The sequence below is a fragment of the Oceanimonas aquatica genome (genome assembly GCF_030732065.1).
Lineage (GTDB): Bacteria > Pseudomonadota > Gammaproteobacteria > Enterobacterales > Aeromonadaceae > Oceanimonas.
This window is the reverse complement of the sequence record NZ_JAVBHX010000003.1, coordinates 310,151-336,987: the sequence shown is the minus strand read 5'-3', so window position 1 is coordinate 336,987 and position 26,837 is coordinate 310,151. Positions and strand designations below refer to the sequence as shown.

Below are 26,837 nucleotides of genomic sequence, written 5' to 3'. Positions count from 1 at the left end.
AGCGGAAGAAGTTATGGCAGACTGTGCGGACGGCAGGCATGGCGGGTCCTCTTTGTTTTTTTGGCGATTAACAAAAGAGAAAATCTACCATGCCTGCCTATTTTTTTGGGGATCCCTCAGCGCGAAGGCGGGCATCCAGGGGCAGGCAACGTAGAGTCTGCTTTATGCGGTGGAATGGCAAACGACGGCATTGTCTGTGAGATGGACTCCCGCCTTCGCGGGAGTGACGTAGACAAGGAGGGAGTGACGTAACTTAAGACGGGAGTGACAAGAGCAATCAGAACAGCGTATTCGACAGCTGATACATCTCTTCGTTAAAGGGGCGACGCAGGTGCTTGATGCAGTCGATGATGTCGTGGTGCACGATATGGTTGTTCTGCAGGCCCATGCAGCGACCGCCCAGGCCTTCCAGCAACAGCTCCACGGCGCGGGCGCCCATGCGGCTGGCCATAATTCTGTCCTGCGCGGTGGGGGTGCCGCCGCGCTGAATGTGACCCAGAATGGTGGCCCGGGTGTCGCGACCGGTGGCTGCCTGAATGTTTTTGGCCAGCTGGTTGACGTCGCACACGTTTTCGCAGATGGCCACAATGGCGTGCTTCTTGCCCTTGGCCACGCCTTCGTGGATTTGCTGGATCAGCTCGTCCTGATCAAAGGCCACTTCCGGCACGATCACGTATTCGGCACCGCCGGCCACGGCGGCAGACGAGGTGAGATCACCACAGTGACGGCCCATGATCTCCACCACCGATATGCGGTTGTGGGAGCTGCAGGTGTCGCGCAGCCGGTCAATGGCTTCCACCGCCACATTGAGGGCGGTATCAAAACCAATGGTGAACTCGGTGCCGGCAATGTCGTTGTCGATGGTGCCGGGAATGCCGATGCAGGGGAAGCCCATCTCGGTCAGGCACATGGCGCCCATGTAGGAGCCGTCACCGCCGATCACCACCAGGCCGTCGATGCCGTGCTTTTTCAGGTTTTCCACCGCTTCCTCGCGCACCTTAAGTTCCTTGAACTCGGGAAAGCGCGCCGAGCCCAGAAAGGTGCCACCCCGGGTGATCACGTCCGATACGCTGTGACGGTCGAGCGGTATGATCTGATCCTGATGCAGGCCCAGATAACCGCTCTGAATGCCGAACACTTCCAGGCCGTGATGCAGGCCGGTCCGTACCACAGCGCGAATGGCCGCGTTCATGCCGGGGGCATCGCCGCCACTGGTCAGCACACCAATTCGTTTGATCATGGAGTCCCTCTTTATTATTCCGTTATGCTGTAAGCGTGGTCATTCCGGCCTGCGAGCCGGAATCCATTCTGCAGACACTGGTGCAACTTGCCTCGGACTCCGGGTCTGTCATGCTGATACTGAATCAAGTTCAGCATGACGAAGGTTCAGTACCGGAGTGACGAGGGTGTTACGCCCCCGCACGGATAATGGCGGCGAACTCGTCGGCCTTGAGCGCCGCGCCGCCCACCAGGGCGCCGTCGATGTCTTCCATGGCAAACAGGCCGGCGGCACTGTCGCCTTTAACCGAACCACCGTACAGAATTTGCACTTTGGCGGCCACATCGGCGTTTTGCTTCGCCAGAAAGGCACGAATGGCGCTGTGCACGCCCTGCGCGATCTCGGGGGTGGCGGTCTTGCCGGTGCCAATGGCCCAAACCGGCTCGTAGGCGATAACGCTACGACCCAGTGACTCGATGCCGCACTGATCGATCACCGCCTGTAGCTGGCGCTCGACCACGGCCTGGGTTTCGCCCGCTTCAAACTGCTCCAGGGTTTCGCCAATGCACAGTACCGGCACCAGATTTTGCTCCAGCACGGCGGCGAACTTGGCGGCCACCACGGCGTCGGACTCACAGTGCAGAGTGCGGCGCTCGCTGTGGCCCACCAGTACGTATTTCACGCCAAATTCCTGGTACATGGCCGGGGAGTTTTCACCGGTAAAGGCGCCGTCGGTGTGCACATCGGCGTCCTGAGCGCCCAGAGCAATGTGGCTGCCGGCCAATTCGGCTTCGGCCTGGCCCAGAAACAGCACCGGCGGGCATACGGCCACGGCCACTTTGTCGCTCTCGGCGGCGGGGGCCTTGAGAGCGCCGATCAGCTCGCTGACCATGGTCTTGTTGCCGTTGAGCTTCCAGTTACCCATTACCAGAGTCTGTCGCATTAGGAATTTCCTTTCAGTCAAATGATGAGGATTATAGGGATCTGGGCTGCATTAAACCAAGCCTCGGCCATCAAGTGCCAGTGAATTGTGCAGTTCGTTCATTCACTGTCCGCCAAGGCGCATCCATAACCGGCCCAGGTACTCGTGCCAGGCCAGCTCGCTGCGCTCCAGATAACGGGCCCGGGGCAAATAGGTATAGAGCGGCAGGGTGCCCGCGCTTTCCTTGGCCTGATGATCGACGGGGGCGGGTACGGGCGTGGTGCCTTTACCGGCAAACAGCGCCATGGCGCGGGGCAGGTGGCTGGCAGACGTGACCAGCACCGCCCGGCGGCCGGCAATCAGCGGTGCGATGGCGGCGGCTTCCTCGGCGGTGTCTCTGGGCTTGGGCAGCATCAGCAGCCGGCTTTGCTCAATGCCAAAGGCCACCGCCACCTCGCCATAAAGCTCGGCGCTGCTTCGACCCTCACCACCGGCGTAACCGCTTAATATCATTCGTGCCCCGGGGTGAGCGTGAGCGAGGCGAATCCCTTCGCTGATGCGCGCCAGCGCCGCATTGCCCAGCTGGCTTAACAGCGGCAGGCGCGGATCGGCGACCTGGGCCGCTCCCAGCACAATAATGTCGTTGACCGGCTGGTCGCCGGCCTCAAAGGGGGCATAGGTGCTTTCGAGCGGGGCAATCAGTGCATTGGCCACGGGCCGGGTGCTGAGCAGAACAAGTGCCAAAAGAGACACGAATACAAAGAGCATTCCACTGCGCTTGTGCCGCAGCAACAGCAGGAACACGCCGAACATTGCCACAAAAAGCAGCAATGGCAGGGGTAAAAGCAGGCTACCCAGCCATTTTTTCGCCAAAAAGAGAAAGGGCATGCACTCTCACATTTGTTAACCGTACGGGTTGTGCCAGAATAGCCGTCTTCGTAATGGCAAGAAATACCGGGTTTGACGCGTAACACCAGCTTTGACGGCAAAAGCCGCACTTTTTCTCGCAATATCTACGGCACCACCAAGGGGCAAATCCGCCTGCGCGTGCTGGAGCGGGATCTGACCGAAGGACTGCCCGCCAGCCGGCAGCCCCTGCGCACTCTCGATGCCGGCGGCGGCTTTGGCCCGGTGTCCCAGCGTCTGGCCGCCGAGGGCCACACTGTGGTGCTGTGCGACTTGTCTGCCGAAATGCTGGATGAGGCCCGGACCCAGGTGGCAGAAAAAGGCCTGAGTGAGCAATTCGACTTTATTCATGGCTCCATTCAGTCGTTAACCGTGGCCGATCTCGGACAATTTGACCTGGTTCTCTGCCACGCCGTGCTGGAATGGGTGGAGGAGCAGGCCGGGCTGCTGGCGACATTAAACGAGCTGCTGCTGCCCGGCGGCCATTTGTCACTGATGTACTACAACCGCGATGGCCTGCTCTACCACAGCCTGGTAAAAGGTAACTTTGATTACGTGCACGCCAACCTGGTCAGAAAACGACGCCAGAAACTGACGCCGGGCTGGCCCTGCCGGCCCGCCGAGGTAGACGGCTGGCTGCACGAGCTCGGCTTTGTTATAACCGGGCGCAGCGGCGTACGGGTCTTTCACGATTACATGTCGAACGTGCACGGGCCTTTCCCAACCGAGGAAGAGCTGATTGAAATGGAGCTGGCCCACTCCCGCACCGAGCCCTTTATGCATCTGGGCCGCTATATGCACGTGCTGGCGCGGAAGGAATAAAAAAAGCTGTCATGCCCGCGGAGTGAGCATCCAGGTAGGCGATGCTAAAGTCTGCGAGCCTCGCACTGATTTGAAAGTTCGGCGGTGTCTGCATTATGGACTCCCGCCTGCGCGGGAGTGACCAAACGAAAAAGAACACGCGCCGCCGGGCCAGTAGCCGGGCGGCATTCAAAGTGAAGAGAGCAACACCATGACGGAAATGTCCCGCACCCTGCCGGACTGGATCGGCTGGGTCAGAGAGGAAAATCTGGGGCTCAGTCTGCCCCCCGAGCGGCTGGCCTTTTTGCTGGCGGTGCACATCTTCGGCCGGGGCGGCGAGCAGCCGCAACTGTCCGAGGCCGAGCTGCACCACGCCTTTGGTTATGTCAGCAAGGGCTTTGATCAGGCCGGCGACACCCAAGTCAGCCGGGCCAACAACGCCATTAACGATCTGGTGCGACAACGGTTGCTGAGCCGCTTTCAGGGTGACGGCGGCGAGGGGGAAAGCCTCTATCGCCTGACCCGGCTGGGGCTGGCCATTGTGGAATTCTTTGCCGCCCAGCGGGAAGTGAGCCAGATCAAGCTGTCGCTGCTGCTGGAGCACATCGCCCAGGAGCTGGACCGCGTGGCCGAGGCCATTGCCGCCGATCCCGATGAACAGGGCTGGGCCCAGAACGTGGAAGGCCGGCTTAAATACTCGGTATCCGAGCAGCTGGCGCGCATTGACGACACCCAGCGCACCATGGACGAGCAGCAGAACGCGGTAAAAGCCAACATTGCCTCCCTGCTCAACAAGAACTGGCACGAGGCCATTCACGCCTGTGAGCAACTGCTGCGGGAAACCGGCGTCACCCTGCGGGAACTGCAGGATACCCTCGACAAGGCCGGCCACGGCCTGCAACAAAGCCTGCTCAATATTGAAGAGCAGCTGCAGCAATCCTCACGGGGCGAAGCCGTGGCGGTGTTGTGCCAGCAGCTGCAGGCCCGGCTCGACGCCATTATTCACTGGGGCAGCCAGTGCATCGAGCTCTGGTCCCGTTACGACCGCCACGTACACCGCTTTATTCGCACCGCCATCGACATGGACAAGAACCGCGCCTTCAGCCAGCGGCTGCGCGAGTCGATTCGCCACTTTGAGCATCACAACTGGCGGCTGCGGGTGAGCCAGACCCTGCCTTTGCTTGAGCTGCGCGACGAAACCATGGCCGCCTACGCCGAGGAAGTGACCGGCGAGCTACCGGTGGAGCTGGAATATCAGGACATGACCGACGTGGCCGCCGAGCTCTCCGGGCGCATTCGCGATCTCCTGGAGATATTTTCCAGCGCCGGCAAACCGCTGGATCTGGCCGGAGTGCTGCGCGATTACCTCAACGATTACCCTCATTACCAGCACTTTGACATTGCGCGCCTGCTGATTGACGAAGCGGTCAAGCTCGGCCATGCCGACGGCGAATTGGCGGGCGCGCCCATGCCCGACTGGCAACCCATTAATGCCCACGGGGCCAAGGTACAAGCACATGTTATCGACCAATACTGATCAGGCCCTGGACCCGCGACTGGTTCAGGCCATTGCCAATCCGCTGTTTCCGGCCCTCGACAACCAGCTGCGGTCGGGCCGGCACATTACCGCCGACGAGCTGGAGCAGCATTCGCTGCTGCAGGAGTTTTACCCCGAGCTCGACGCCTTTTATCAGCGCTACCAGGCCGAGCTGGTGCGCGCTCCCGAGGGCTTTTATTACCTGCGGCCGCGCTCCACCAGCGAGCTGGGCACCTCCATTCTCTCCGAGCTGGAAATGCTGGTGGGCAAGGTGCTGTGCTACCTCTACCTGAGCCCGGACAGGCTGATCAACGAAGGGGTGTTTTCCGTTGACGATCTGCAGGAAGAGATTTTGACCCTGTCCAACGAGCAGGCGTTGCTGCGCATGGTAAACCAGCGTGCCGGCGGCAGTGATCTCGACAAGCGCAAGCTGGCCGACAAGCTCAAAAGCGCCATTCGCCGGCTCAAGCGCATTGGCATGGTGAGCAGCGTGGGCAGCCAGGACAAATTCCGTATTACCGAAGCGGTGTTCCGCTTTGCCGCCGACGTGCGCAGCGACGAGGATCCGCGCGAGCTGCAGCTGCGCATGATCCAGGAAGGCGAAGCCGTGGCCGGCACCGAACAGCAGGACGAGCAGGAGAACGAGCAGTGAGTGTGACCCGAGGCAAGTTTGAATCCCTGACCATGGTCAACTGGAACGGCTTTTTCGCCCGCACCTTTGACCTGGACCAGCTGGTGACCACCCTGTCCGGCGGCAACGGTGCCGGCAAGTCCACCACCATGGCGGCCTTTATTGCCGCGCTTATTCCCGATCTCAGCCTGCTGCACTTTCGCAACACCACCGAAGCGGGTAGCCAGTCCGGCAGCCGCGACAAGGGCCTGTATGGCAAGCTGCAACGGGGCCACTGCTACTCGCTGATTGAGGTAACCACGTCACAGCAGGAGCGGGTGTGGTTTGGCGTGCACCTGGAGCAGGTGGCCAACCGTGACAACAAGGTCAACCTGGTGCCCTTCGCCCTGCAGGACGTAAGCGAGGGCGTGGAGCCTACCGAGCTGTTGCTGCAACGGCTGGAAGACGGTCGCGGCCAGGTGCGCTCGCTCAACGAGCTGAAAGCCGCCGCCGTTGATGCCGGCCTGCGCTTCGCCCGCTTTAATACGGTGAGCGAGTATCACAACTTTTTGTTCGACATGGGCGTGACCCCGCGCAAGCTGAAAGATCAGCGCGATCGGGTCAAGTTCTACCGCCTGATCGAAGCGTCTCTGTACGGCGGTATTTCCAGCACCATCAGCCGCAGCCTGAAAGACTATCTGCTGCCGGAGAACGCCGGTATTCGCAAGGCCTTTACCGACATGGAAGCGGCGATCTTTGAAAACCGCCGCACCCTGGAATCCATTCGCGAAACCCAGCGTCAGCGGGACCTGTTCCGTCAGCTGATCACCGAAACCACCCACTACGCTGCCGCCGACTATGTGCGCAACAGCGCCGAAAAGCAGCGGCTGTCGGATCTGGCCCTGGCGGCCCGTAAAGCACTGGCGGAAGAGCGCCGCATTCTGGCCGAAGAAAAGGCCCGGCTGATTTATCTGGCCGACGAATACGAGCACCTGCAGGCCAAGGAGCGCATGCTCACCGACGAGCTGGATATTGCCTCCGAGCATCTGGCCAAGGTGATGAGCGGGGTCAAACTCAACGAGAAAATCCAGGCCTACCAGCTGGAGCTGGACGAGCTGGAAGAAAAGCTCGCCATTCAGGAAGAAATGCTGGCCGAGCTGCAGGATGAGTATCAGGAAGCCCAGGATGCCCGCACCGAGGCCGACGCCGAGGTAGACAGCCTGAAGAGCCAGCTGGCCGACTATCAGCAGGCGCTCGACACCCAGCAAACCCGCGCCATTCAGTATCGCCAGGCCCGCCAGGCGCTGGAAGACGTGCGCGCCCGCTGCGAGCTGCCCACCCTTGAGCCGGAGCAGGCGAAAGAAGAAGAGCAGCGCCACCAGCAACGCGAGCAGGAGCTCACTCAAGCCGTGCTGGAGCAACGCCAGCAGCTCTCGCTGGCCGAGGCCGCCCGCGCCCAGTATGACCAGGCGCTGGCGCTGCTTGAAGCCGTGGCCGGTCCGGTGGACAGAGCCGCCGCCTTTGGCAAGGCCACCCAGCTGATTGAGCAGGGCCGTGAGCACCAGAGCCTGCTGAGTCGGGAAGAGAGCATTCGCCGCACCCTGAAAGACGCCGAGCAGGCCGAGGCTCGGCTGCAAAAGGTGCGCGAGCTGCAAACCGAGCTTTCCCGTCACAACCGCCGAGTACAAAGCGAAGACGAGCTGGAGCTGCAACTGGCCGAGCTCGACGAGCAAAAGGCCGAGGCCGAAGAGCAGCTGGCCGAATGCACCGAGGCTCAGCGTCAGCTTCAGTCTGCCGAAGGGCAGCTGGCCCCGCGCATCAAGGAATTGAAGGCTCAGGCTCCGGCCTGGCACAAGGCCCAGCAGGCGCTTGAGCGGCTGCGCGAGCTTTCTGCCCAGCCGCTGGCCGACAGCAGTGAAATTACTGCGGCCATGCAGCAGGCCCTGCGCGACGAGCATCTGGCCGAGCAAACCAAACAGGAAGCCCTGGCCGCCAAGCAACGCATGGAGCAACAGATCCGTGTGCTGAGCGGCGGCAGCGATGCCTCGCCTGAGCTGGTGTCGCTGTGCGAGCACCTGGGTGGCACCCTGCTGTGCGAAGTCTACGACGACATAGCAGTGGAGGACGCCCCTTACTACGAGGCGCTCTACGGCCCGGCCCGCAACGCCATTGTGGTGGCCGATCCGGAAGCCGCACTGGAAAAACTGCAGGCACTGGAAAGCTGCCCGCCTGATGTGTACCTCATTCAGGGTAACCCCGACGCCTTTGATGAAGATCTGCTGCAGGCCACCGAGCTGGAAGGGGCCGTGTATGTGCAAAACGGCGAGCGCCAGCTGCGCTATTCCCGTTTTCCTGCCGTGCCGCTGTTTGGCCGCGCCGCCCGGGAAGCCCAGGTGGAGAAGCTGAGCGAGGAGCTTGAGACTGAAAGCGCCCGCTATGCCGAGGCCGCCTTTGCCCAGCAAAAGCACAGCCGGCTGTACCACCAGCTGAGCGAGTTTGTCAGTGACGGCCTGCAACAGGCCTTTGCCCCCAGCCCGGAAGAATTACTGGCGGAGCTGGCCGAGCAGCAACAGGAGCTGGAGCAGGAGCGGGCGGTGCTGTCCGAGCAGCGCACTCAGTGGGCCAGCAAGGTAGAAACCTTGCGCGAGCAGCAGGGCCTGCTGCACAAGCTGCTGCCGCTGGCCTCGTTGCTGGCAGACGACGGCGTGGCCGAGCGGCTGCAAGCTGCCGGAGCCGAGGCCGACAAACTGAATGATGCCCGCAACTTTATGGCCGCCCATGGCCAGCGCCTGGGCCGGCTGGCCGAGCAGGTGCAGGTGCTGCGCCAGGATCCCGCCGGCTTTGATGCCCTCAAGGCCGCCACCGAGCAGGCCGAAAGCGATTTGACCGAGGCCCGCGTCCGCACCTATGCCCTGAACCAGCTGGTGGCGCGATTGCCGCACCTGGCTTATGACGATGCCGAGCAGTTGCTGAGCCAGAGCTCGGCCATGAACGACAGCCTCAAGGCCAAGCTGGCCCAGGCCGAAGAAGCCCGTCGCAAGGCCGGCCTGCGTGCCGAGCAGCTGTCCGGCCGGGTAAGCGATGCCCTACAGGCGCGCACCGCCCTGGTAACCGGGCGCGATGCCCGCAACCGTACCCTGGGTGAGTTCCGTGACGAGCTGGCGCAGCTTGGCATTACCCTGTCTGCCGACATGGAGCAAAAGGCACTGTATGCCAAGCGCGAGCTGGAAAACGAGCTGGTGCAGACCCGCAACAAGCGCAGCCAGACCGAGGCCCAGCGCCAGGTCACCAAGCGCGAGATTGACTCGCTCAGCCAGCGGCTGTCGAAAGACGGCCAGGGTTACTTTGCTGCCCGCAAGGCGCTGGTGGCCCACAAGGCCAACTGGTCGAGAGTGGAGCGGCTGGCCCGGGATCACGATGTGGAGCGCCGGCTCAAGCGCCCCGAGCTGGCTTACCTCGATGCCGACGAACTGCGCTCCATGTCCGACAAGGCCCTCGGCACCCTGCGGGTGGCGGTGGCCCACGACGAAGAGCTGCGCGATGCCCTGCGCCTGAGTGAGGGCAACCGCAACACCCTGCAAAAGGTGCAGTTCTACATTCTGGTGTTTCGTCATCTCAAGGCGCGCATTCGCCACGACATCATCCGCGCCGACGACCCGGTGGAAGCGCTGGAAGAAATGGAAGTGGAGTTGGCGCGCCTGGCCGACGAGCTCACCCTGCGCGAAGGCCAGCTGTCGCTGTCTTCGGTGGAAGTGGCAGCCAAGATCAACACCATTATTCGCCGCGAGCAAACCCGCATTCGCCAGCTGAACCAGGGCCTGCAGAACATTCGCTTTGGTCTGGTGGCCGGAGTGCGGCTGAACGTGAACATTCGCGACACCTATCAGCGTCTGCTGGATGCCCTGAGCGACCCCGAAGGCCGCCATCAGGACTTGTTCAGCAGCAAGGAGCTCAGCTTCTCCGAGGCCATGGGCAAGCTGTATCAGCGCCTGAACCCCGAGCTGGAGCGGGGCGATCGCAGCCCTCAGGTGCTGGGCCAGGCCTTGCTCGACTACCGCAACTACCTGGAGCTGGACATTGAAGTGCAGCGCGGCGCCGACGGCTGGCTGCGTGCCGAAAGCGGCGCGCTCTCGACCGGTGAGGCCATTGGTACCGGCCAGGCCATTCTGCTGATGGTGCTGCAAAGCTGGGAAGAGGAAGCCCGCCACCTGCGCGGCCGCGACGTGCTGCCCTGCCGCCTGCTGTTCCTCGATGAGGCCGCGCGCCTCGACGCCCGCTCCATTGCCACCCTGTTCGAACTGTGCGAACGCCAGGACATGCAGCTGCTGATTGCCGCGCCGGAAAACATCAGCCCGGAAAAAGGTACCACCTACAAGCTCATCCGCAAGGTGCACGGCAACCAGGAGCACGTGCATGTAGTTGGCCTGCGCGGCTTTGCAGGGGAGGCGGCTTAACTTCTTCTTTGTCATCCCCGCGATGGCGGGGATCCAGAGCAGACACCTCCGAACTAACCCAAAAACGCCCGCCATCGCGGGCGTTTTTCTTTTATTAGTTACCCAGCCTCTGATCTCCGGCCGGTATTTTCCTTATCGTTCACTACACCCCTTTTTTGTCATTCACCGCAAAGTGAGGTTCCAGCGCATACAACTCCAGTATCACAATGCAAGGCAATCGTTTCATTACGAAAGGTTTCATTTGAATTTCTTGTCAGGATCTGCACAATACTTCGGTGCTGGCGAGGCCGCCAACAGCTGGTCTCTGCTCATGCACAATGAAAAACAAAAAACGATCGGGTGACACCACTGCCTCAGGTGTTAGCTGAATAATGAGCACGGGGCAAAAAGGAAAAATTGATGAACTGGTATCTTGAAGTTCTTAAGAAGTATGCTGTTTTCGAAGGCCGCTCCAGAAGAAAAGAATATTGGATGTTTATTCTGTTCACTACGCTGATCAGCCTGTTTCTTGCTTTTTTTGATGGCATGATTGGTCTTTTCAGTGAGGAAATGGGAATTGGTGTGCTGGGCGGTATCTATACCCTGCTTGTGCTGCTGCCGAGCCTGGCAGTGACCGTTCGTCGTCTTCACGATATTGGCCGCAGCGGCTGGTGGGTACTGATGGCATTTATACCGCTGGTAGGTGTGCTGGTACTGTTTGTCTTTATGTTGCTGGACAGCAAGCCCGGTGAAAACCAGTACGGCAACAATCCCAAGCAGGAAGCTCTTGCTTCATAACCTACGCCTTCAGCGTGGCTGACTGCGAATATCTTAACAGCCCGTGCCGGGCATGCAAGAGGGTTTAGATATTTTTGAAGAAGGAATAATTCAGTCATCCAGAGCAGTATCTGAAGAAAGGAAGCAAAGATTGGCTCATTTAGTAGCCAATTCATTATCCGTCGACCAATTAAAATATTCAGAATCCCGAAAGCTCCTTAATATTTACAATGAGTTAACAGATCCAGAAGTTATTTGGTTAATATACTATTCGCTAAATCCTGTTTTAGTTAAAGGTCCACACTCTGATTGGGTAAATAAGCACCCTGATGTCCTTAAGCCAATTAGTAGGGAAATGGGGGCTCCCCAAGAGCAACATGAAAGAGGCGCGCTTCAAGATAGCTATAAACTAACTCTTTCTCGTTTAGGTTTGACTACAGAAAAGAACCGTACAACAAGTCTTACTACTCTTGGTCGACTTATGGTTCGTTATATTACCGATGAAGAAAGCTAACAAATCAATCAACTTTTCGCCTACGGCGCCGGACGCAGCAAGCTGCGCCGGTTATTGAGACGTTGGGCGTCAAAAGTGGTGCCCTTATATCTGGTTGCTGTGTAATGCCCGGCGGTGAGCTTCATTTTAGGTCCGGAATGGTTGAGTCTAAAAAGGAAATCTCAAAAATGTTGCGGATAGCTCGGGGGAGTTGGATCATAATTATCATGTTGCTGTTGACGGGAAATGCTATGGCCGTTGAGGAAGCAAAATACAAGGTACTTCGAGAAGAAAACGGGTTCGAGCTTCGAGAGTACGAGTCCCATATTCTTGCCGAGACATTGGTAGATGGTGAGTTTGAAGATGCAGGTAGCGAAGCATTCGGCCGCCTGTTCAAGTACATTTCCGGCAACAACAAACAGCAACAGAAAGTGGCAATGACATCGCCTGTTGGCCAAGAGCCAACGAGTCAGAAGATTGAGATGACATCGCCGGTAGGCCAGCAGAAGCAGGATGGAAAATGGATTGTCAGCTTTATGATGCCAGCGTCATTCACGCTGGAAACGACTCCTGAGCCAAAGGATCCAAACATATCTATTCGAGAGGTTCCGGCACGACTCATTGCTTCGGTACGCTATTCTGGTTTTTGGAGCGAAAAGAGTTACCATCGCAACTTGGCAAAATTACAGGATTGGATAGCGAATAATCGCTTGACTAAGTTAGGCGAACCGATTTGGGCACGGTATAACCCGCCGTTTATGCCTTGGTTCCTTCGTCGCAATGAAATCCTGATACCGGTTGCATCCCCGGAATCTGACGATTGAGTGTGATGCAGTTGACATCCAACCAGCCGTTGCAGCTACTTTTCAGTTTTTGGCGGCTGGGTGCCGTTGACCAGTTTACGCCCGAGCCGGCTCCGCAAATACAGGTTTATACCGCAGATAAAGCACCCTGGGTAACTTTGCATGACGATGAATCTGTTGCTGGCTGATTTCTCTGCCAGGCGTGAGGGCTCGGCGTTATACATAAAAAGGAGAATTGAATGATCGTTGTTTATGGTATCAGGGAGCGGTTAAACCCCATAAAGGCGCAGCTTTCAGAGGTGATTCACGGTTGCATGATGTCCGTGCTCGGCATGCCCGAGGACAAGCGCGCTCACCGCTTTGTGCCGCTGGCACGTGATGACTTCTATTACCCTGGTGGCAGAAGCGAGGCCTACACGGTGATCGAAATTAACATGATGGCCGGTCGCAAACCCGAGACGCAAAAGCAGCTCATCAAGGCCTTGTTTGAGGAGCTTGAAAGCCGGATCGGGCTGGCTCCCGCGAATGTGGAAATCACCATCAAGGAGCAACAGCCCTATCAGTGGGGTTTTCGCGGCATGACCGGCGACGAGGCGCGCGACCTTAAGTACTCGGTCAATGTGTAACAATGTGGTCAACGGGCGTTATGTGTTAGCCGGTGTTACGCAGCTCTGGCGCCTTACGCACTGTGGTACTGGGTTCTGCCAGAACTTACCGCGGGCACTGCGGCCACCGTGCAACTGAGTGTGCCCATTATTGCCGCAGCCGGTGGCGTATTGTTCCTGGGCGAGCCATTTTCAACCCGGCTGGCCATCGCATCGGTCATTGTGGTGGGCGGCATCTTCGTGTTCATCCATTCAGACCGGCGCGCTGCGGGGCAATGAGAGCAAAACCTGGTCAGGGGTTATAATAAAAGCTTCCTTGATGGTGTAACGACAACCCGGAGGTTTCATCATGACCACGGTGATCGCAGTGCATGAAGTAGACGATGTGGGCCACTGGCTGAGCTCGCCGAAACGGGCCGAGTTTTTTGCAGCCCATGGCATGACGGTAAGGACCTTTGTCAGTCCGGAAGGCGGCAAGCGGGTGGGGCTGATCATCGAGAATGTGCCCAGCCTTGAAGCGCTTAAAACCGCGCTGCAGGGAGCGGATGCGGCCGAGGCAATGAAGCATGACGGTGTACACCCGGATACGGTAGAGCTGTTTATCGCCGGTCAGTCGGACTGAGCCGAGTTAAGTCTCTGCTCTCGTCAAAACGCCCGCAATCGCGGGCGTTTTCATATCCACTCATACCGTCCTTCAAGCTGAGTAAAACAGCTAAGGCGATTAAATCCTTTCGCCGTTCATGGTGGTTTCGCCGTCTTCGATCTTGAAGGTAAATTTATCACCAGACTCCGACAGTATGGCGGCGGCCATGGGGTTGATGGTGGAGGCCATGTCGCTGGCACTTTTACCCAGCTCTGCTTCAAAATCTACCAGAATGGCTTTGATGAACTCTTGAGGATTGGGCGCACGATTATATTCAAAGGCTGATTTAAGAAAATCTTTCGGGAGTTTGGAGGAGTCCAGTTTGGCTATGCCTTCGGCATCTATCAGGAGGTCGCCGTTCATTTTTGCTTTAATGCGATTGATTTCCAGCTTTGGGTTATAAGCCAGAAGACTGTCGGCTCGCTCCCGTAAAGCGCCTTCAATGGACTGCTGAAGCCGGTATTCACTCCAGTCTTCCTTGGCTGCTTTTTGGGTCATCTTGATGACATCAACAATGGATGCACCATCGATTCCTGCCAGGCTATAGCTGACTTCCACATCCGAGAGTGAGTCACCGTTGGCGTTAAGCTCGTCAAATTGCAGTGAAAGATTACTGCTGAACTCTTCCTGCAGGTCAAGATCCATGGCTATGGCGAGATCTTTCACTTCCACCCGCTCGCTATCACGGCGATAACCCTCGTTGATAACAGTGAGCTTGTTCAACTCCAGAGAAAATTCGCCATTTCCTTTTTCACCGTCGAATTCGTTGGTTAATTCGAGAACGCCATCGGTGAGTTCGAACCCTTCACGTCTGTCTTTGAATTTTATTAAAGGCACACTGGCCTGCACTTCATAGAGTCCGGGAGAGCCGTATTCATTGAAGTTGCTGGCGTAAAATTCTGCGATGATGGGCTTTGCTTCCAGACCGCCACGGCCTTCTGAGAACTCAATGGCAGGTACTGTGAGGGTTCCGTCAATGGAGTCGCTACCCAGAGAGCCGTTAATGATAACGGGCTGATCATTCAGCAGCACGGATGTCAGCGTTTTTTCGTCATTTCCGTCCATCACAGAGTTAATGATTTCGGCTTCATAAGAGGCACCGCCCAGCACGGTAGTGAGGCCATGAGCAACGGTATAATTAATCCTGAACTCAGTGGGCCGGTAGTCGGAGCCTGCTTTGACGGTGATAACACCGTTTGAGGAAAATACGCCGCCGTCATGAGAGGCCAGCTCGGCATTGATCTCTTCCCCAAACAGGCGGGCGTCGTTTAGTTGTTCAATAATGTTGTCTACGCCGGCCTTAACTTGACCCTTGTAGCCAGCCTGATTGATGCCAACAAAGCCAACAACAGTAACGGCTGCAACAGCAGCCGCAATTTTTTTGGTTTTCATCAGATATCCCTTTTTATCTTGTGCTCTGGTTTTTAATTGTTGAAGCGTTGAAGGGCTTGGTCCAAGCGATGAGCCTGTTCCAGACAAACTTTCAAAAGGTGAGTTTAAAACCAGCCGTGTGATGCTGCGTTTTTCTGGCAGGGTTTCATTCAGCACTTAGCGGCAGAATTTGACGCATGCAGGGGCAAATTGCAAGCCAAAATGGTTGTGTTGTGCATTTTGGGATTTACTTTCACATCCCAGTGCTTTGGTCAACCTGATACCCGCCGGCAATAACTACTGAAATTATTCAAAAGCGATGGTTAGTTAAAATTTTCGGGCTGGTTTTCATAAATTGGCGTTGTTGTCACTTTGTGGTGCACAAACCCACTCGAAAAATCAGGGAATTATCGTTAACATATGCCCCAAATCACTTTGAAGAAGAAGCAAGTCATGTCTTTACCTCCGTGCCCCAAGTGCAACTCCGAATACGTTTACCAGGATCAGGAGCAGCTGATCTGCCCCGAGTGCGGCCATGAGTGGAACCCGGCCGAAGTGGCCGCCGAAGACGCTCCCATCACTGCCAAGGATACCAACGGCACCCTGCTGCAGGAAGGCGACCGCATTACCGTGGCCAAGGATCTCAAGGTAAAGGGCAGCTCCATGGTCATTAAAATCGGTACCAAGGCGCTGATCCGCCGTATTGTGGATGCCAAGGATCACGAGCTGGACTGCAAGGTAGATGGCGTGGGCGAGATGATGGTTACCGCCGCCTTTGTAAAAAAAGCCTGAGTGCTTCAAGGCCCCTGAACAGGGGCCTTGTTGTTTTATCGCCACTCAACTTATTGCCTCTCAACAGGGAATTCGCACCATGGAAAATATCCTGGTCAGCGCCTGTTTAATGGGCGTGCCCGTCAGGTACAACGGCAAAAGCCTGGGGCTGCAGCCGGACGATCTGGTCTGGTTGAAGCAGCGCTTCAACCTCATGACCTTTTGCCCCGAGGTGTCTGCCGGTTTGCCCACGCCCAGAGCGCCGGCCGAAATCAAGGGCGGCGAGGGGGCCGATGTGTTGCTTGGTGCTGCCCGGGTGCAGGACAACACCGGCGTTGACCAAACGGCCGCCTTTGTTCGAGGTGCCGAGCAGGCCCTGGCATTTTGCCGGGCGCATAACATTCGCTATGCCATTCTGGCGGAAGCCAGCCCTTCCTGTGCCAGCAGCACCATTTATAACGGCCGCTTCTCTGGTGAGAAGATTCCGGGGCAAGGCGTGACCGCAGCGCTGCTGCGCCGCCACGGCATTTGTGTGGCCAGCCAGCACACGATTTCCGTTATCAAGGCACAGCCAGGCTGCACCGAATAAGTCACTCCGTTGATCAGGCTCCCGGCCGGCGTTTTGGGTTGTGCTCCTCCATGTGAGTGCGCAGTTGCAGCGCCAGCTGGTCAATGGCGTCGCCGGCCCTCTGGCTGCTGCGGTGCAAGGCAATTTCAATACCGGGTAGCGCCGGCAGGCCTTCTTCGGCTCCCAGAATACGCATGCCGGGCCCGACCATGGACGGCGTGAGCACGGTAATGGCCAGGCCCGCCCGCACCGCCGCAGACAGCCCGGACAGGCTGGCGCTGGTATAGGCAATTCGCCAGCGAATGGCGGCGGCATCCAGGCTGGCCAGGGTGTGCTCTCTAAAAATGCACACGCCCCGTTTGGACACCGCCAGTGGCAGGGGCGAGCGCCGGGGGGTGTCGTAGCCGGCGGCGCCCACCCACACCATGGGCTCCCGGCGCAGTACTTCACCACCCGGACTGCGGGGCTGGCGGGTGGTAATGGCCAGATCCAGGGCGCCGGTTTTTATCTGCTGGATCAGATCCACACTCAGGCCGCAGTGCACTTCCAGCTCCACATCTGGAAAGCGGGCTTCAAAATCAGAAAGCGCCGCCGGCAGGTAGCCAAGGTAATCTTCCGGAATGCCCAGGCGCACCACGCCGGCCAGCCGCTGGTCCAGTATGTCCTGCCAGGCCAGTGCGTTCTGACGCAGCATCTGCCGGGCATGTGACAGCAGCCGTTCACCCACCGCCGTGGGCACGGCCAGCTGATGGTGGCGTTGCAGCAGGGGCCGTTCGAGCAAGCTTTCCAGGCGCTTGATGTGGGCACTGACGGTGGATTGCGCCAGGTGCAGGTGACTGGCGGCGGCGGTAAAGCCGCCCTTGTCGACCACGGCCACAAAGGTGTTCAGCAGTACCAGGTCAATCGGGCGATAGGGTGCAGGCATAGGTATTACGTTTCGTGATGGAGGTATCAGGACTCTTCGTTTCCATGATGGGTGTGGTTTGGTCAGAATGCGCGGCTGAACACAGTCAGGCGTTTTCCCTTCTCCCGCCTTTGCACAACTGAATTCATTCAGCTGACAGGTACATCATGAACGAAGCGTATTACCAGCCGCAAGCCGACGCACCCAGCGCGGCGGCCGAGAGCATTCCTTCGCCCGACGGGCACTCCAACCTTATCAACACCGATTATACCATCGGCCAGGACAACATCACCTCCGGTTTCCTCGGATTACGGATTGATCTGCACAGCCAGGTGTTTACCTGGTCGTCGCTGGTGATCCTGGCCTTTGTCACCATTACCCTGGCTCTGCCGGAGGTCATGGAGCCGTTTTTCGGGGGCATTCGCAGTTACCTGACCAGCCACCTGAGCTGGGCCTTTATGCTGTCGACCAATGTGTTTGTGATCCTGGCCATTGTGCTGATTTTCTCGCCCCTGGGCAGAGTGCGGCTGGGCGGCACCAAGGCTACCCCGGATTTCAGCTACCCCGGCTGGTTTGCCATGTTGTTCGCCGCCGGCATGGGCGTCGGGCTCATGTTTTACTGCGTGTCGGAGCCACTCACCTATTTTGGCGATCTGCGAGCCGGTACCAGTGGCCCCTTGGGTGAGCAGCTGGCCTCCGACGGCGCGGCCCGCTCGCTGAGCATGGCCACCACCATCTTTCACTGGGGCATGCACCCGTGGGGTACCTACGCCATCATTGCGCTGGCGCTGGCGCTGTTTTCCTTTAACAAGGGCTTGCCGCTGACCATGCGCTCGGTGTTTTACCCGGTGCTGGGCGAGCGGGTGTGGGGCTGGCCGGGGCACGTGATTGATGTGCTGGCAGTGTTTGCCACTCTGTTTGGGCTGGCCACCTCGTTGGGGCTGGGCGCGTCCCAGGCCGCGGCCGGGCTGCATGCGCTGTTTGGTGTACCCAACGACAGCACCACCATGGTGCTGCTGGTACTGGGCATTACCGCGGTCACCCTGGTGTCGGTGATTGCCGGGGTGGAAAAAGGCGTTCGCCGGGTGTCACAGATCAACATGATGCTGGCCATTGTGCTGATGCTGTTCGTGATGCTGGTGGGGCCGACGTTGCTGATTGCCACCGGTGTGGCCGAGAACCTGATGAGTTACCTCAAGGCGCTGCCGGCACTGTCCAACCCCTTTGGCCGCCCGGATGACGACTTCATTCACGGCTGGACCGCCTTTTACTGGGCCTGGTGGGTGAGCTGGTCACCCTTTGTGGGCATGTTTATTGCGCGGGTGTCACGAGGGCGGACCGTGCGCGAGTTTCTGATTGCGGTATTGCTGGTGCCCACCCTGGTATCGGTGCTGTGGATGAGTACCTTTGGTGAAACCGCCTTCTGGCAGCTGGCCCAGGGGTATGACGGTGCCAAAGACGCGGCACTGGAGCTGCAGCTGTTTGCCATGCTGAAAGAGCTGCCGCTGGCGTCGGTCACCTCATTGGTGGGCATTATGCTGGTAATGGTGTTCTTTATCACCTCATCGGACTCCGGCTCACTGGTCATCGACTCCATCACCTCGGGCGGCAAGGTGTCGTCACCGCGCAGCCAGCGTATTTTCTGGGTGATCGTCGAAGCGGCCATTGCCATTGCCTTGTTGCTGGGCGGAGGCCTGACGGCATTGCAGGCGGCGGTGCTGATCACCGGGGTGCCCTTTATGCTGGTGGTGCTCACCTCCGGTTATTCGGTGGTGCAGGGGCTGCGCAGCGAGCCAAGGGTGTAATGCCGAATGTTAAAGGGGAGGTGACTCCCCTTTTTTGATCGTGACCAGCGTGTTGTGTGCCCGGCTTCGATGGAGCGACTGATGCCAGCCGTGCCTATGATTGATATACCGGCATAAGGAGGAACAAGCATGGCAAAGGCGTATTGCATTGTGAATATCGTCAAAATCCACGATACGGAGAAGTTTAATGAATATGTTGTCGGGCACACGCCCACCATAGCGCAATATGGCGGCCGTTTTCTGGTAAAGGGAAATCGGGGTGAGGTACTGGAGGGAGTGTGGCCGGCCAACCTGATGGTGGTGCACGAGTTTCCGAGCGTGGAGCGGTTTCGGGCCTGGTACAACTCCGAGGAATATCGCCCCTGGAAGGAATTGCGCCAGTCCTGCGCCGATGTGAATGTGATCCTGACTGAAGGCGCTGATCCAGAGTAACAGCAGCGTAAATCCTTTCGGTTTTTATGGTTAATATTTGCGCTTGCCCGGCTCAGGCGAATCCATTAGCATGCCGATTCTGACCTTTTGGTCAACAATCTTGTTACAGTTCGTGGCTGTGCCTGTCGTTCTGTACAGGGTCTGAGAAATTACCCGCCCGGAGCCGGCATGCATACCTTCAAGCTAAGAACCATTCTTATCGCCTTTGTGGCGATGTCACTGGCGTTGCTGACGCTGGTATCCACCGTTATCAATGTTCACCGGTTTTCCGGCCTCTATTACGGTCAGACCGAAAGCAACCTGTTGCCTAACAGCGTGGGCCGGGTGGCAGAACAGGTGCGCTCCGAGCTGATGCCGGCCATATTGCTGTCCGACAACCTGGCGGCCAACGGCCTGCTGCACGACTGGATGCGGGAAGGAGAAAGCTCCTCACCCATGCACGGCCAGGCGCTGCGTTATTTTCACGAACAGCGGGCGCAAACCGGCGCTTCCACCCTGTTCTGGGTGTCCGGTGACAGCCGTGCCTATTACACCGATGCCGGTGTGTTCAAGCAGATATCGCCCGCCGATCCCCTGGACCGCTGGTATTACGACTTTATTAACGGCAACCAGCAGCTGGCGCTCAACCTGGATCCGGACGAGCGCACCGGCAAGCTCACCCTGTTTGTTAACTCGGTGGTGGAGATAGACGGCAAGCGTGTGGGCGCCGCCGGCATGGGGCAGGATGTCTCCGCCATTGTGGATTTGGTGTCCAACTATCATCTGGGCGAGAACGGTTACCTGTTTCTGGTAAACGATCAGGGGGTGATTAACGCGCATCCCGACGCCAGCCTGGTGGGTAAGACCCTTGGCAAGCAGGCGGGGTTTGAGCCCGTGACCGGCCTGCTTGCGGACCAGCAAAACCGCTTCGATTTTGAGCAAACCGAGTTTAACGGCGAAAAGGTGTACCTGGCGGTGCAGGACATTCGTGATACCGGCCTCAAGCTGGTGGCGGTGCTGCCGTCGGCAGAGATCAGCGACACCATCAATGAGGTGATTTCGTCCTCGGTGATCGTAAGCGTATTGCTGGCGCTGGCCTTTGTTGTGCTGACCGTATTTTTTGCCAATGCACTGGCCCGGGCCATTCGCCGGGTGGGAGACGATCTGCTTGCCATGTCGGGCAACGGCGGCGATCTGACCAAACGTCTGGACGACAGCCACGACAACGAGCTGGGTCACCTTGCTCATGGCTTTAACGCCATTATCGGTAAAATTCGCGAGCTGGTGGCGGAAATTCAGCACACCGAAACCGCCATGAAAAGTGGTATCGAGCAGCTGGCGCTGCTGGCCGACGATACCTTCAAGGCCACCGAGGTACAGCGCGGGCAAACCGAGCAGGTGGCCACCGCCATTACCGAAATGGGCCAGACGGTAACCGAGGTGTCGGGCATTGCCCAGCGCACCGCCGGCGACACCGAAGCGGCGGTCATCGAAGCCGGCAGTACCAACGAAAACATGTCGCTCACCACTCATACCATGGCCCAGCTCAACGGCGTGATGAACGACATTGAAACCACCATTAATGATTTTGCCGATCAGGCCGACGCCATTAACTCGGTGGTGGAGGTGATCAACGCCATTTCCGAGCAGACCAATCTGCTGGCGCTGAACGCTGCCATTGAAGCGGCCCGGGCCGGCGAGCAGGGGCGCGGCTTTGCGGTGGTGGCCGATGAAGTGCGCAGTCTGGCCAAACGCACTCAGGCGTCTACCCAGGAGATCAGCGAGCAAATCGCCCGACTGCAGCAGACGGCACGCCAGTCTACCGCCGCCATTCGCGAGGGTACCGACAGCAGCCGCCGGGTGGCGGAAAGCACCGAGCAGTCGGCCCGGGCCCTGGCCAGCATTCAGCAGCGGTTTGAAGCCATCAGCTCCGGCAGCCATCAGGTGGCGGCGGCCACCGAGGAGCAGGGTGCGGTGGCGGATCACATCAACCAGTCGGCTCATGTGATCTCCGACAGCGCCGCCGGCATTCACGACAATGCCGAGCAGCAGCTGGTGGCCATCAGCGAGCTGCAGCAGCGTGCCGAACACCTGCGCAGCCTGGTGGGGCAGTTCAGGGTGTGAGGCTGTTACCGTGATCCCTTTTCATAGCCCGGTTCGCCGGGCTTTTTTACGCCGGCAGCACATCCGCAAACACAAAGCCGTCCCGCTCCACCACCTCGCCTGTTTCAATGGCTACCGGTTTTCTGAACATGGGACCGTCAAACACAAAGGTATGAAACTCGCCGTTCTCGCCACAAGGATCGGTGCCCTCGGGCAGGGCGGCCAGTAGTTCGGCGGTCAGCTCCCGGCCGGCAAACTCAACCGGCACCTTTTTCGGGTCCAGGCAGGTGATCACCGCCCGCAGGCCGCGTTCCATCATGGTGTGAGGCAGCTCGTGGGTGGGGGTGTGCCAGATGGGAAACACCGCCTCAATGCCGGTGCCCTCAAGCTGGCTTTCACGATAGTGCTTCACGTCTTCCAGCAGCAGGTCGCCAAAGCCAAAGCAGTCAATGCCCCGGGCCTTGGCGCGGGCAATAAAGGCACTCATGCGTTGCTGATAGTCTTCGTTGGTGCAGGGCCAGGGCAGGGCAATGATCTCCAGCGGCAGGCCCAGCGCCTCGGCCTGTTGCTGCAACAGGGTGGCGCGCACGCCGTGCATGGCCACCCGGTCAAAGGCTTCGTTCACCGTGGTGAACAGGCCCACTACCTCATATTCGGGGTTTTGCATCAGCCGGTGCAGGGCCCAGGCGCTGTCCTTGCCGCTGCTCCAGGACATTAACAGTTTGCGCTTGTGCGTCATGATGCCACCCTTTAAAAAGCGGCCATGGTAACACAGTAACGACCAACACTCGGGGTTACGTCGGGCAGTTGTTCCGTCGGGGACGGGCAGCCAGCCTGGACATACCGGTGGCGAAGGTGGTGGTCGCCGGCGCGTCGTCAAGGCGCCCGCTTTCAATCTCGACAGGAGGAATTACCCCATGAATGAGAGAGAGCTATATCAACAAAAGGCACAAGCCAGGCTGGATGAGTGGAAAGCCGAGCTCGACAAGCTCAAGGCACAGGCCGAGCAGGCTGATGCCGACACCCGCATTGAGCTTAACCGTCAGATCAAGACCATGAAGGCTCAAATTGAGCAGGGCGAAAACAAGCTTGATGAATTATCCGAGGCCGGAGAGCAAAGCTGGGAGGAGTTAAAGCAAGGATTTGAGAGTGCCTGGGACAGCCTTAGCGATGCCTTCGGCAAGGCGGCCGACAAGTTTAGACAACAGCGTTAATCGTTAGCCTGTGAGTCAGGCAGTTTCGCAAAGCCCGGCTTACCGGGCTTTGTTTTTTGTGGCGTGGTCATGGCATCATTGCGACCACATATATTAACCCGCTGTCTTCACAGCATGTCTGGCGAGAAAGAATGAAATCATTGAAATACGGTGCATGCCTGGCGCTGACCCTGCTGCTCACGGCCTGTGATCACGGTTTTGAAGGGGTGTATGAGACCCGGGCGGATTCGTCCAACGAGATGATGTCTCAGCTGATGAGCGATTTTTCCGGGCTGGTGGGCAGCGAACAAATCGTGATCGGCACCGACTATATCGAGCATAACGGCGAGCGCACCCGCTTTGACGACATCTTTGTTCGCGAGTCGGCGGGCAAGCGTTATCTGGTGTTTGTGCAGGGCGAGAAGGAAGAAGTCTGGACCATAGTGGACGACAACACCCTGATGAAGGGCAACGGCCTGGTCAAGGTACTGATGGAGCGGGTGAGCGATGAATGAGCCGGTGGCCAGCCCTTGCATCGGTTATTGCCGGCTGAATGAACAGCGGGTGTGTGCCGGCTGTTACCGTACCATCGACGAGATCATCGGCTGGCGCGAACGCTCAGAGCACGACAAGGCGGTGATCCTGGAGCGCTGTGCCGAGCGCCGTCATCACGATACGCCATAAAAAAAACAGCCCCGGAACGGGGCTGTCATTTGAAAAAAGAATGGATGGTTATCAGAAGTTGAGGCCCATACCAAAGGTATAAGCCCAGGCACCATCATCGAAGTTGTCATTGGCGCTGTCGCCGCTGTCAAACAGGAACTGGTATTCGGCCCTGGCCTGAATAAAGGTAGTGGGCAGCAGGTAATATTTCAGACCCGCTTCCAGGCCGGCAATGCCGGTATCGTTTACCCCGTCACCGTAAATACCACCCAGCGAAGCCCCTACAAAGGGACGCGCGGCATTCTGGCCAAAGTGATAGTCGGCAAAGAGTCGGGTACTGCCGTTCCAGAAGTCGTCTGTCAGGCCTTCACCTTCCACATCGGCGTAGCTGATGCTCTGACGAACCCCCAGCAGGGTGCGATCCGAATAATACCAGCCATAGTCAGCGGAAATACCGAAGCTGCTGTTGTCGAAATCCTTGCTGCTGCTACCGGTACCGGAGAGTGAGAACTCCCGATCACCCGCGCTCGGTCCTATGGAGCTGTGGCCATGCATGTTGGCCATAGCCACGGCGGGAAGCAGGGTGGCCCCAATCAGTGCGGCCAGCGGAGCTTTTTTGAGCATGTTCATGATAACACCTCGGATTAATCATTGGTTTCAATCAAGCACTTACCACTCTTCGAATAAAATAACGTATCGGACCCATTACCCGGGTTCGATAAACGAAGTGTGCCACTGTTGCTGTCAATCCTTGTCTTTATTGGTCCTTGGTATTTCGCGCGGCCAGCAGGTCCGCAGCACTGCAAGTATAGAAGTCATCCCCTTGTTGCGTTGGAATTCTGGCATCGGATAAGTCAATATTTGTCCAGCGTGATTCACCTGAGTCGCAAACATTCGGTGAAGGGCGCTCTGGCCGGCTGCTATAGTTTCAGCAGTCTGTCAGCTTCAAGGAAGGTGCTGAATGAACGACGACGATGTGGCCCTGCTGTGGCAGCAGTTTCGTAACAGCCTTGAAGACACAGGTAACGCCCTGGGACTGAGCGGCTATAACTGGCAGGAGTTGGCGGTATACGGGGTTGGGCAGTTGCTGGTCACCCTGATGATAGGCCTGCTGTTCTGGCTGTTGTATGTGGCGGGCTGCCTGGTGGTGCGCTGGCTGCTTGGCCGGCTGGGCTACGGTGCCGGCCCTTACCGCACCGGCAGGGTGGTGCTGCGCTACCTGCTGGGGCTGGCCACCCTGGTGGCGATACTGGCTCAGTACGGCGCCGAAGACGGCGTGATCAAGGGCATGGCCCGGGCCGGCCTGATGGCGCTGGCCTTTTATATGGTGTGGCAGTTGCTCTCCCATGGGCTGATCAACCGGCTGTCGCGGCGCCACCTGGATTCTTCCCTTGTGCAGTTGTGCAAAAACACCCTGTCGGTGTCGCTGATGGCGCTGGGGGCCATTACCGTGATGGCCCAGTTCGGTTTTGACGTGCTGTCCATTATTGCCGGTCTGGGTATTGTGGGTATTGCCGTGGGCTTTGCCGCCCAGTCGACCCTGTCGAATTTTATTGCCGGCATCACCCTGCTCATTGAGCGTCCCTTTCGCATTGGCGACTGGGTGTGTATTCATGGCCAGGAGGGCAGGGTGGTGCGCATTGCCTTGCGTACCACCTGGCTCAGAACCCGCGACAATGTGTTTGCCATGATCCCCAACGACAGCGTGGCCACCACCGACATTATCAACTACAGCGCCGAAGGGCCGACCCGCCTTCGCATTCCCCTGCATATTGCCTATAAGGACTCGGTTGAGCAGGCAAGAAGCGTTATCATGCCCATACTGAGGGCGCACCCGCGTGCCATTAATAACGACACGCTGGGGCCCAGGGTACAGTTGCGGGAACTGGCCGACTCCTCGGTGATCCTGAGTGCCCAGGTCTGGGTCAGCGCTCAGGACGTGGAGGTAAAGGGACGCATTACCTGCGAACTGCTGGAATTAATCAAGCAGGGGCTGACCGAGGCGGGCATTGAAATTCCCTTTCCGCATCTGCAATTGCATCTCGACGAAGCTCGGGGGCTGGAGCCGGTATTTGGCCGGGGTCATGCCGCCGATGACGCTACAAGGAATCATTAAATGAAATACAGCCTGTTTGCATTGTTGCTGCTGGCCGGATGTGCCGGCAAGCCCGACGGCATTACGCCGGTGTCTGGTTTTGAGCTGAACCGCTATCTGGGTACCTGGTACGAGATTGCCCGGCTCGACCACTCCTTTGAGCGGGGGCTGGAGCGGGTGACCGCCGATTACAGCCTGCGCGACGATGGCGGCGTGCGGGTGATCAACCGGGGCTTTGATGTTGAAGAAGGGGAATGGCAGCAGGCGGAAGGCAAGGCCTATTTTGTGGCGTCCCCGGATCTTGCTCACCTCAAGGTCTCGTTCTTTGGCCCTTTTTACGGCGCCTACGTGGTGTTTGAACTCGACGATGATTATCGGTATGCGCTGGTGTCGGGCCCCAGCCGCAATTACCTCTGGTTACTGGCGCGTCAGCCGGTGCTGGCGCCCGCACAGCAGCAGGCGCTGATTGAACGGGCAAGACAGGCCGGCTTTGATACCGACGGCCTGATATTCGTTGATCACGAATAGTTTATTCCAACATACCTCACGGGCGAATGCTGGCCAGTACCCTGACCCTTTCTTCCAGGGGCAACGCCAGGATCAGCGCCTCGCCCGAGGCGGGAAAGCGGCTGGTCAGGGTGGTGATGTTCACCTGATGACTGATCAGCACCACCGGCAGGCCCGGCTCAAGCCCTGCTACAAACCGGCGCAGCTCGCGGGTTTGCTCAGAACGTCGGCTTCGCCGGGAGAAAAACGAATTGAGCTCGGGGGCGGGCACCACTTCACCCAGGTTCAGCAGACGGGCGGTTTCCAGAGTACGGCAGAACTGGCTGCTGTAAACCCGGGCCTTCAAGATGCCATGCTCCCTGAGCCGGTCGCCCCAGGCCTCGGCCTGGGCCCGGCCGCGGGCATCCAGGTTACGCTGGGTATCGCAGCGCTCCAGTATAAAGCCGGGCGGGTCTCCAATGCCGGGGGCATTGGCATGACGCATCAGCATCATGGCGTGACCTTCCCGCAGCGCCTGCCAGGCGTCGGCATCGGAGGCGTGCACGCCCGCGGGCAATAGCAGCAACAACAACATCCATTTCATGATTGGCATGGGCATGAGTGTCCTTTATTACGTCAACAGGCAGACCGGTGACAACCGCCAGTGCTTTCACTGATTATGCCAACATACAATTGTCAGTCTGATTACAATCATTCA

General features: G+C 58.4%; 28 protein-coding genes. 20 read left to right on the top strand and 8 right to left on the bottom strand.

Translation table 11 applies throughout. From position 1 onward, the window contains the following. Positions 1-277: 277 nt before the first annotated feature. The 3 genes from pfkA to elyC form a co-directional block, all read right to left on the bottom strand. Positions 278-1,240, bottom strand: coding sequence for a 6-phosphofructokinase (pfkA, locus tag Q9290_RS06855; protein ID WP_306078893.1), 963 nt, complete (start codon positions 1,238-1,240; stop codon positions 278-280). Positions 1,241-1,409: 169 nt separating this feature from the next. After that, a complete protein-coding gene (tpiA, locus tag Q9290_RS06850; protein WP_306078892.1) occupies positions 1,410-2,162 on the bottom strand; it encodes a triose-phosphate isomerase in 753 nt (250 codons plus the stop codon). 102 nt (positions 2,163-2,264) lie between these two features. After that, entirely contained in the window at positions 2,265-3,029 is a 765-nt protein-coding gene (gene elyC, locus Q9290_RS06845; RefSeq protein ID WP_306078891.1) for an envelope biogenesis factor ElyC, read from the bottom strand. Between the two features lie 72 nt (positions 3,030-3,101). Between elyC and Q9290_RS06840 the strand changes: the two genes are divergently transcribed. The 10 genes from Q9290_RS06840 to Q9290_RS06800 all read left to right on the top strand — a co-directional run bounded on the left by Q9290_RS06840 (position 3,102) and on the right by Q9290_RS06800 (position 13,728). Then, positions 3,102-3,869 (top strand): methyltransferase domain-containing protein, encoded by a 768-nt coding sequence (locus Q9290_RS06840; RefSeq protein WP_306078890.1) that lies wholly within the window; start codon positions 3,102-3,104, stop codon positions 3,867-3,869. A 190-nt stretch (positions 3,870-4,059) separates the two neighbouring features. Then, the gene (mukF, locus tag Q9290_RS06835; protein WP_306078889.1) at positions 4,060-5,385 is read left to right on the top strand and encodes a chromosome partition protein MukF; all 1,326 of its coding nucleotides are present in this window, start codon (positions 4,060-4,062) and stop codon (positions 5,383-5,385) included. Beyond that, on the top strand, positions 5,366-6,037 hold the full coding sequence (mukE, locus tag Q9290_RS06830) for a chromosome partition protein MukE (RefSeq protein WP_306078888.1): 672 nt from the start codon (positions 5,366-5,368) through the stop codon (positions 6,035-6,037). The genes mukF and mukE overlap by 20 nt, the downstream gene beginning before the upstream one ends. Next, positions 6,034-10,449 carry a chromosome partition protein MukB gene (gene mukB, locus Q9290_RS06825; RefSeq protein WP_306078887.1) on the top strand — a complete coding sequence of 1,472 codons (4,416 nt, stop codon included), beginning with the start codon at positions 6,034-6,036 and terminating at the stop codon, positions 10,447-10,449. Before mukE ends, mukB begins: the two co-directional genes overlap by 4 nt. A gap of 399 nt (positions 10,450-10,848) precedes the next feature. After that, complete coding sequence (locus tag Q9290_RS06820) at positions 10,849-11,226, top strand: DUF805 domain-containing protein (RefSeq protein WP_306078886.1); 378 nt, start codon at positions 10,849-10,851, stop codon at positions 11,224-11,226. Positions 11,227-11,278: 52 nt separating this feature from the next. Next, complete coding sequence (locus tag Q9290_RS06815; protein WP_306078885.1) at positions 11,279-11,719, top strand: hypothetical protein; 441 nt, start codon at positions 11,279-11,281, stop codon at positions 11,717-11,719. A gap of 137 nt (positions 11,720-11,856) precedes the next feature. Then, positions 11,857-12,522, top strand: a complete 666-nt coding sequence (locus tag Q9290_RS06810) for an SOUL family heme-binding protein (RefSeq protein WP_306078884.1) — start codon at positions 11,857-11,859, stop codon at positions 12,520-12,522. A gap of 218 nt (positions 12,523-12,740) precedes the next feature. Further along, positions 12,741-13,127 (top strand): tautomerase family protein, encoded by a 387-nt coding sequence (locus Q9290_RS06805; protein WP_306078883.1) that lies wholly within the window; start codon positions 12,741-12,743, stop codon positions 13,125-13,127. A gap of 45 nt (positions 13,128-13,172) precedes the next feature. Beyond that, entirely contained in the window at positions 13,173-13,385 is a 213-nt protein-coding gene (locus Q9290_RS16480) for an EamA family transporter (protein ID WP_371930900.1), read from the top strand. 70 nt (positions 13,386-13,455) lie between these two features. After that, the gene (locus Q9290_RS06800) at positions 13,456-13,728 is read left to right on the top strand and encodes a hypothetical protein (protein WP_306078882.1); all 273 of its coding nucleotides are present in this window, start codon (positions 13,456-13,458) and stop codon (positions 13,726-13,728) included. A 99-nt stretch (positions 13,729-13,827) separates the two neighbouring features. On the opposite strand, the gene Q9290_RS06795 is transcribed toward Q9290_RS06800, so the two are convergent. Beyond that, positions 13,828-15,297 (bottom strand): DUF945 family protein, encoded by a 1,470-nt coding sequence (locus Q9290_RS06795; protein WP_306078881.1) that lies wholly within the window; start codon positions 15,295-15,297, stop codon positions 13,828-13,830. A gap of 276 nt (positions 15,298-15,573) precedes the next feature. Between Q9290_RS06795 and Q9290_RS06790 the strand changes: the two genes are divergently transcribed. Continuing rightward, positions 15,574-15,912: a zinc ribbon domain-containing protein YjdM gene (locus tag Q9290_RS06790; RefSeq protein ID WP_306078880.1), complete on the top strand. Its 339-nt coding sequence runs from the start codon at positions 15,574-15,576 to the stop codon at positions 15,910-15,912. A gap of 79 nt (positions 15,913-15,991) precedes the next feature. Beyond that, complete coding sequence (locus Q9290_RS06785; RefSeq protein ID WP_306078879.1) at positions 15,992-16,480, top strand: 2-thiouracil desulfurase family protein; 489 nt, start codon at positions 15,992-15,994, stop codon at positions 16,478-16,480. Between the two features lie 13 nt (positions 16,481-16,493). Here Q9290_RS06785 and Q9290_RS06780 read toward each other — a convergent pair whose 3' ends face one another. Continuing rightward, positions 16,494-17,384 carry a LysR substrate-binding domain-containing protein gene (locus Q9290_RS06780; RefSeq protein WP_306078878.1) on the bottom strand — a complete coding sequence of 297 codons (891 nt, stop codon included), beginning with the start codon at positions 17,382-17,384 and terminating at the stop codon, positions 16,494-16,496. A 146-nt stretch (positions 17,385-17,530) separates the two neighbouring features. Here Q9290_RS06780 and Q9290_RS06775 point away from each other — a divergent pair, with 146 nt between their 5' ends. The 3 genes from Q9290_RS06775 to Q9290_RS06765 all read left to right on the top strand — a co-directional run bounded on the left by Q9290_RS06775 (position 17,531) and on the right by Q9290_RS06765 (position 21,703). Then, the gene (locus Q9290_RS06775) at positions 17,531-19,168 is read left to right on the top strand and encodes a BCCT family transporter (RefSeq protein WP_306078877.1); all 1,638 of its coding nucleotides are present in this window, start codon (positions 17,531-17,533) and stop codon (positions 19,166-19,168) included. A 129-nt stretch (positions 19,169-19,297) separates the two neighbouring features. Then, the gene (locus tag Q9290_RS06770) at positions 19,298-19,600 is read left to right on the top strand and encodes a DUF1330 domain-containing protein (protein WP_306078876.1); all 303 of its coding nucleotides are present in this window, start codon (positions 19,298-19,300) and stop codon (positions 19,598-19,600) included. A gap of 168 nt (positions 19,601-19,768) precedes the next feature. Beyond that, positions 19,769-21,703 carry a methyl-accepting chemotaxis protein gene (locus tag Q9290_RS06765; RefSeq protein ID WP_306078875.1) on the top strand — a complete coding sequence of 645 codons (1,935 nt, stop codon included), beginning with the start codon at positions 19,769-19,771 and terminating at the stop codon, positions 21,701-21,703. Positions 21,704-21,749: 46 nt separating this feature from the next. Here the strand turns inward: Q9290_RS06765 and Q9290_RS06760 are convergent, their stop codons facing one another. Then, positions 21,750-22,421, bottom strand: a complete 672-nt coding sequence (locus Q9290_RS06760) for a Dph6-related ATP pyrophosphatase (protein ID WP_306078874.1) — start codon at positions 22,419-22,421, stop codon at positions 21,750-21,752. Between the two features lie 178 nt (positions 22,422-22,599). Between Q9290_RS06760 and Q9290_RS06755 the strand changes: the two genes are divergently transcribed. The 3 genes from Q9290_RS06755 to Q9290_RS06745 all read left to right on the top strand — a co-directional run bounded on the left by Q9290_RS06755 (position 22,600) and on the right by Q9290_RS06745 (position 23,559). Beyond that, on the top strand, positions 22,600-22,896 hold the full coding sequence (locus tag Q9290_RS06755) for a sll1863 family stress response protein (protein ID WP_306078873.1): 297 nt from the start codon (positions 22,600-22,602) through the stop codon (positions 22,894-22,896). 131 nt (positions 22,897-23,027) lie between these two features. Then, the gene (locus tag Q9290_RS06750; RefSeq protein WP_306078872.1) at positions 23,028-23,390 is read left to right on the top strand and encodes a hypothetical protein; all 363 of its coding nucleotides are present in this window, start codon (positions 23,028-23,030) and stop codon (positions 23,388-23,390) included. Beyond that, the gene (locus tag Q9290_RS06745) at positions 23,383-23,559 is read left to right on the top strand and encodes a DUF1289 domain-containing protein (RefSeq protein WP_306078871.1); all 177 of its coding nucleotides are present in this window, start codon (positions 23,383-23,385) and stop codon (positions 23,557-23,559) included. The genes Q9290_RS06750 and Q9290_RS06745 overlap by 8 nt, the downstream gene beginning before the upstream one ends. A gap of 51 nt (positions 23,560-23,610) precedes the next feature. On the opposite strand, the gene Q9290_RS06740 is transcribed toward Q9290_RS06745, so the two are convergent. Further along, positions 23,611-24,168, bottom strand: a complete 558-nt coding sequence (locus tag Q9290_RS06740) for an OmpA family protein (protein ID WP_306078870.1) — start codon at positions 24,166-24,168, stop codon at positions 23,611-23,613. Between the two features lie 331 nt (positions 24,169-24,499). On the opposite strand from Q9290_RS06740, the gene Q9290_RS06735 reads away from it, so the two are divergent. Continuing rightward, positions 24,500-25,654: a mechanosensitive ion channel family protein gene (locus tag Q9290_RS06735; RefSeq protein ID WP_306078869.1), complete on the top strand. Its 1,155-nt coding sequence runs from the start codon at positions 24,500-24,502 to the stop codon at positions 25,652-25,654. After that, positions 25,655-26,161, top strand: a complete 507-nt coding sequence (locus Q9290_RS06730) for a lipocalin family protein (protein WP_306078868.1) — start codon at positions 25,655-25,657, stop codon at positions 26,159-26,161. A 16-nt stretch (positions 26,162-26,177) separates the two neighbouring features. Here the strand turns inward: Q9290_RS06730 and Q9290_RS06725 are convergent, their stop codons facing one another. Next, positions 26,178-26,732, bottom strand: a complete 555-nt coding sequence (locus tag Q9290_RS06725) for a histidine phosphatase family protein (RefSeq protein ID WP_306078867.1) — start codon at positions 26,730-26,732, stop codon at positions 26,178-26,180. Positions 26,733-26,837: the final 105 nt, after the last annotated feature.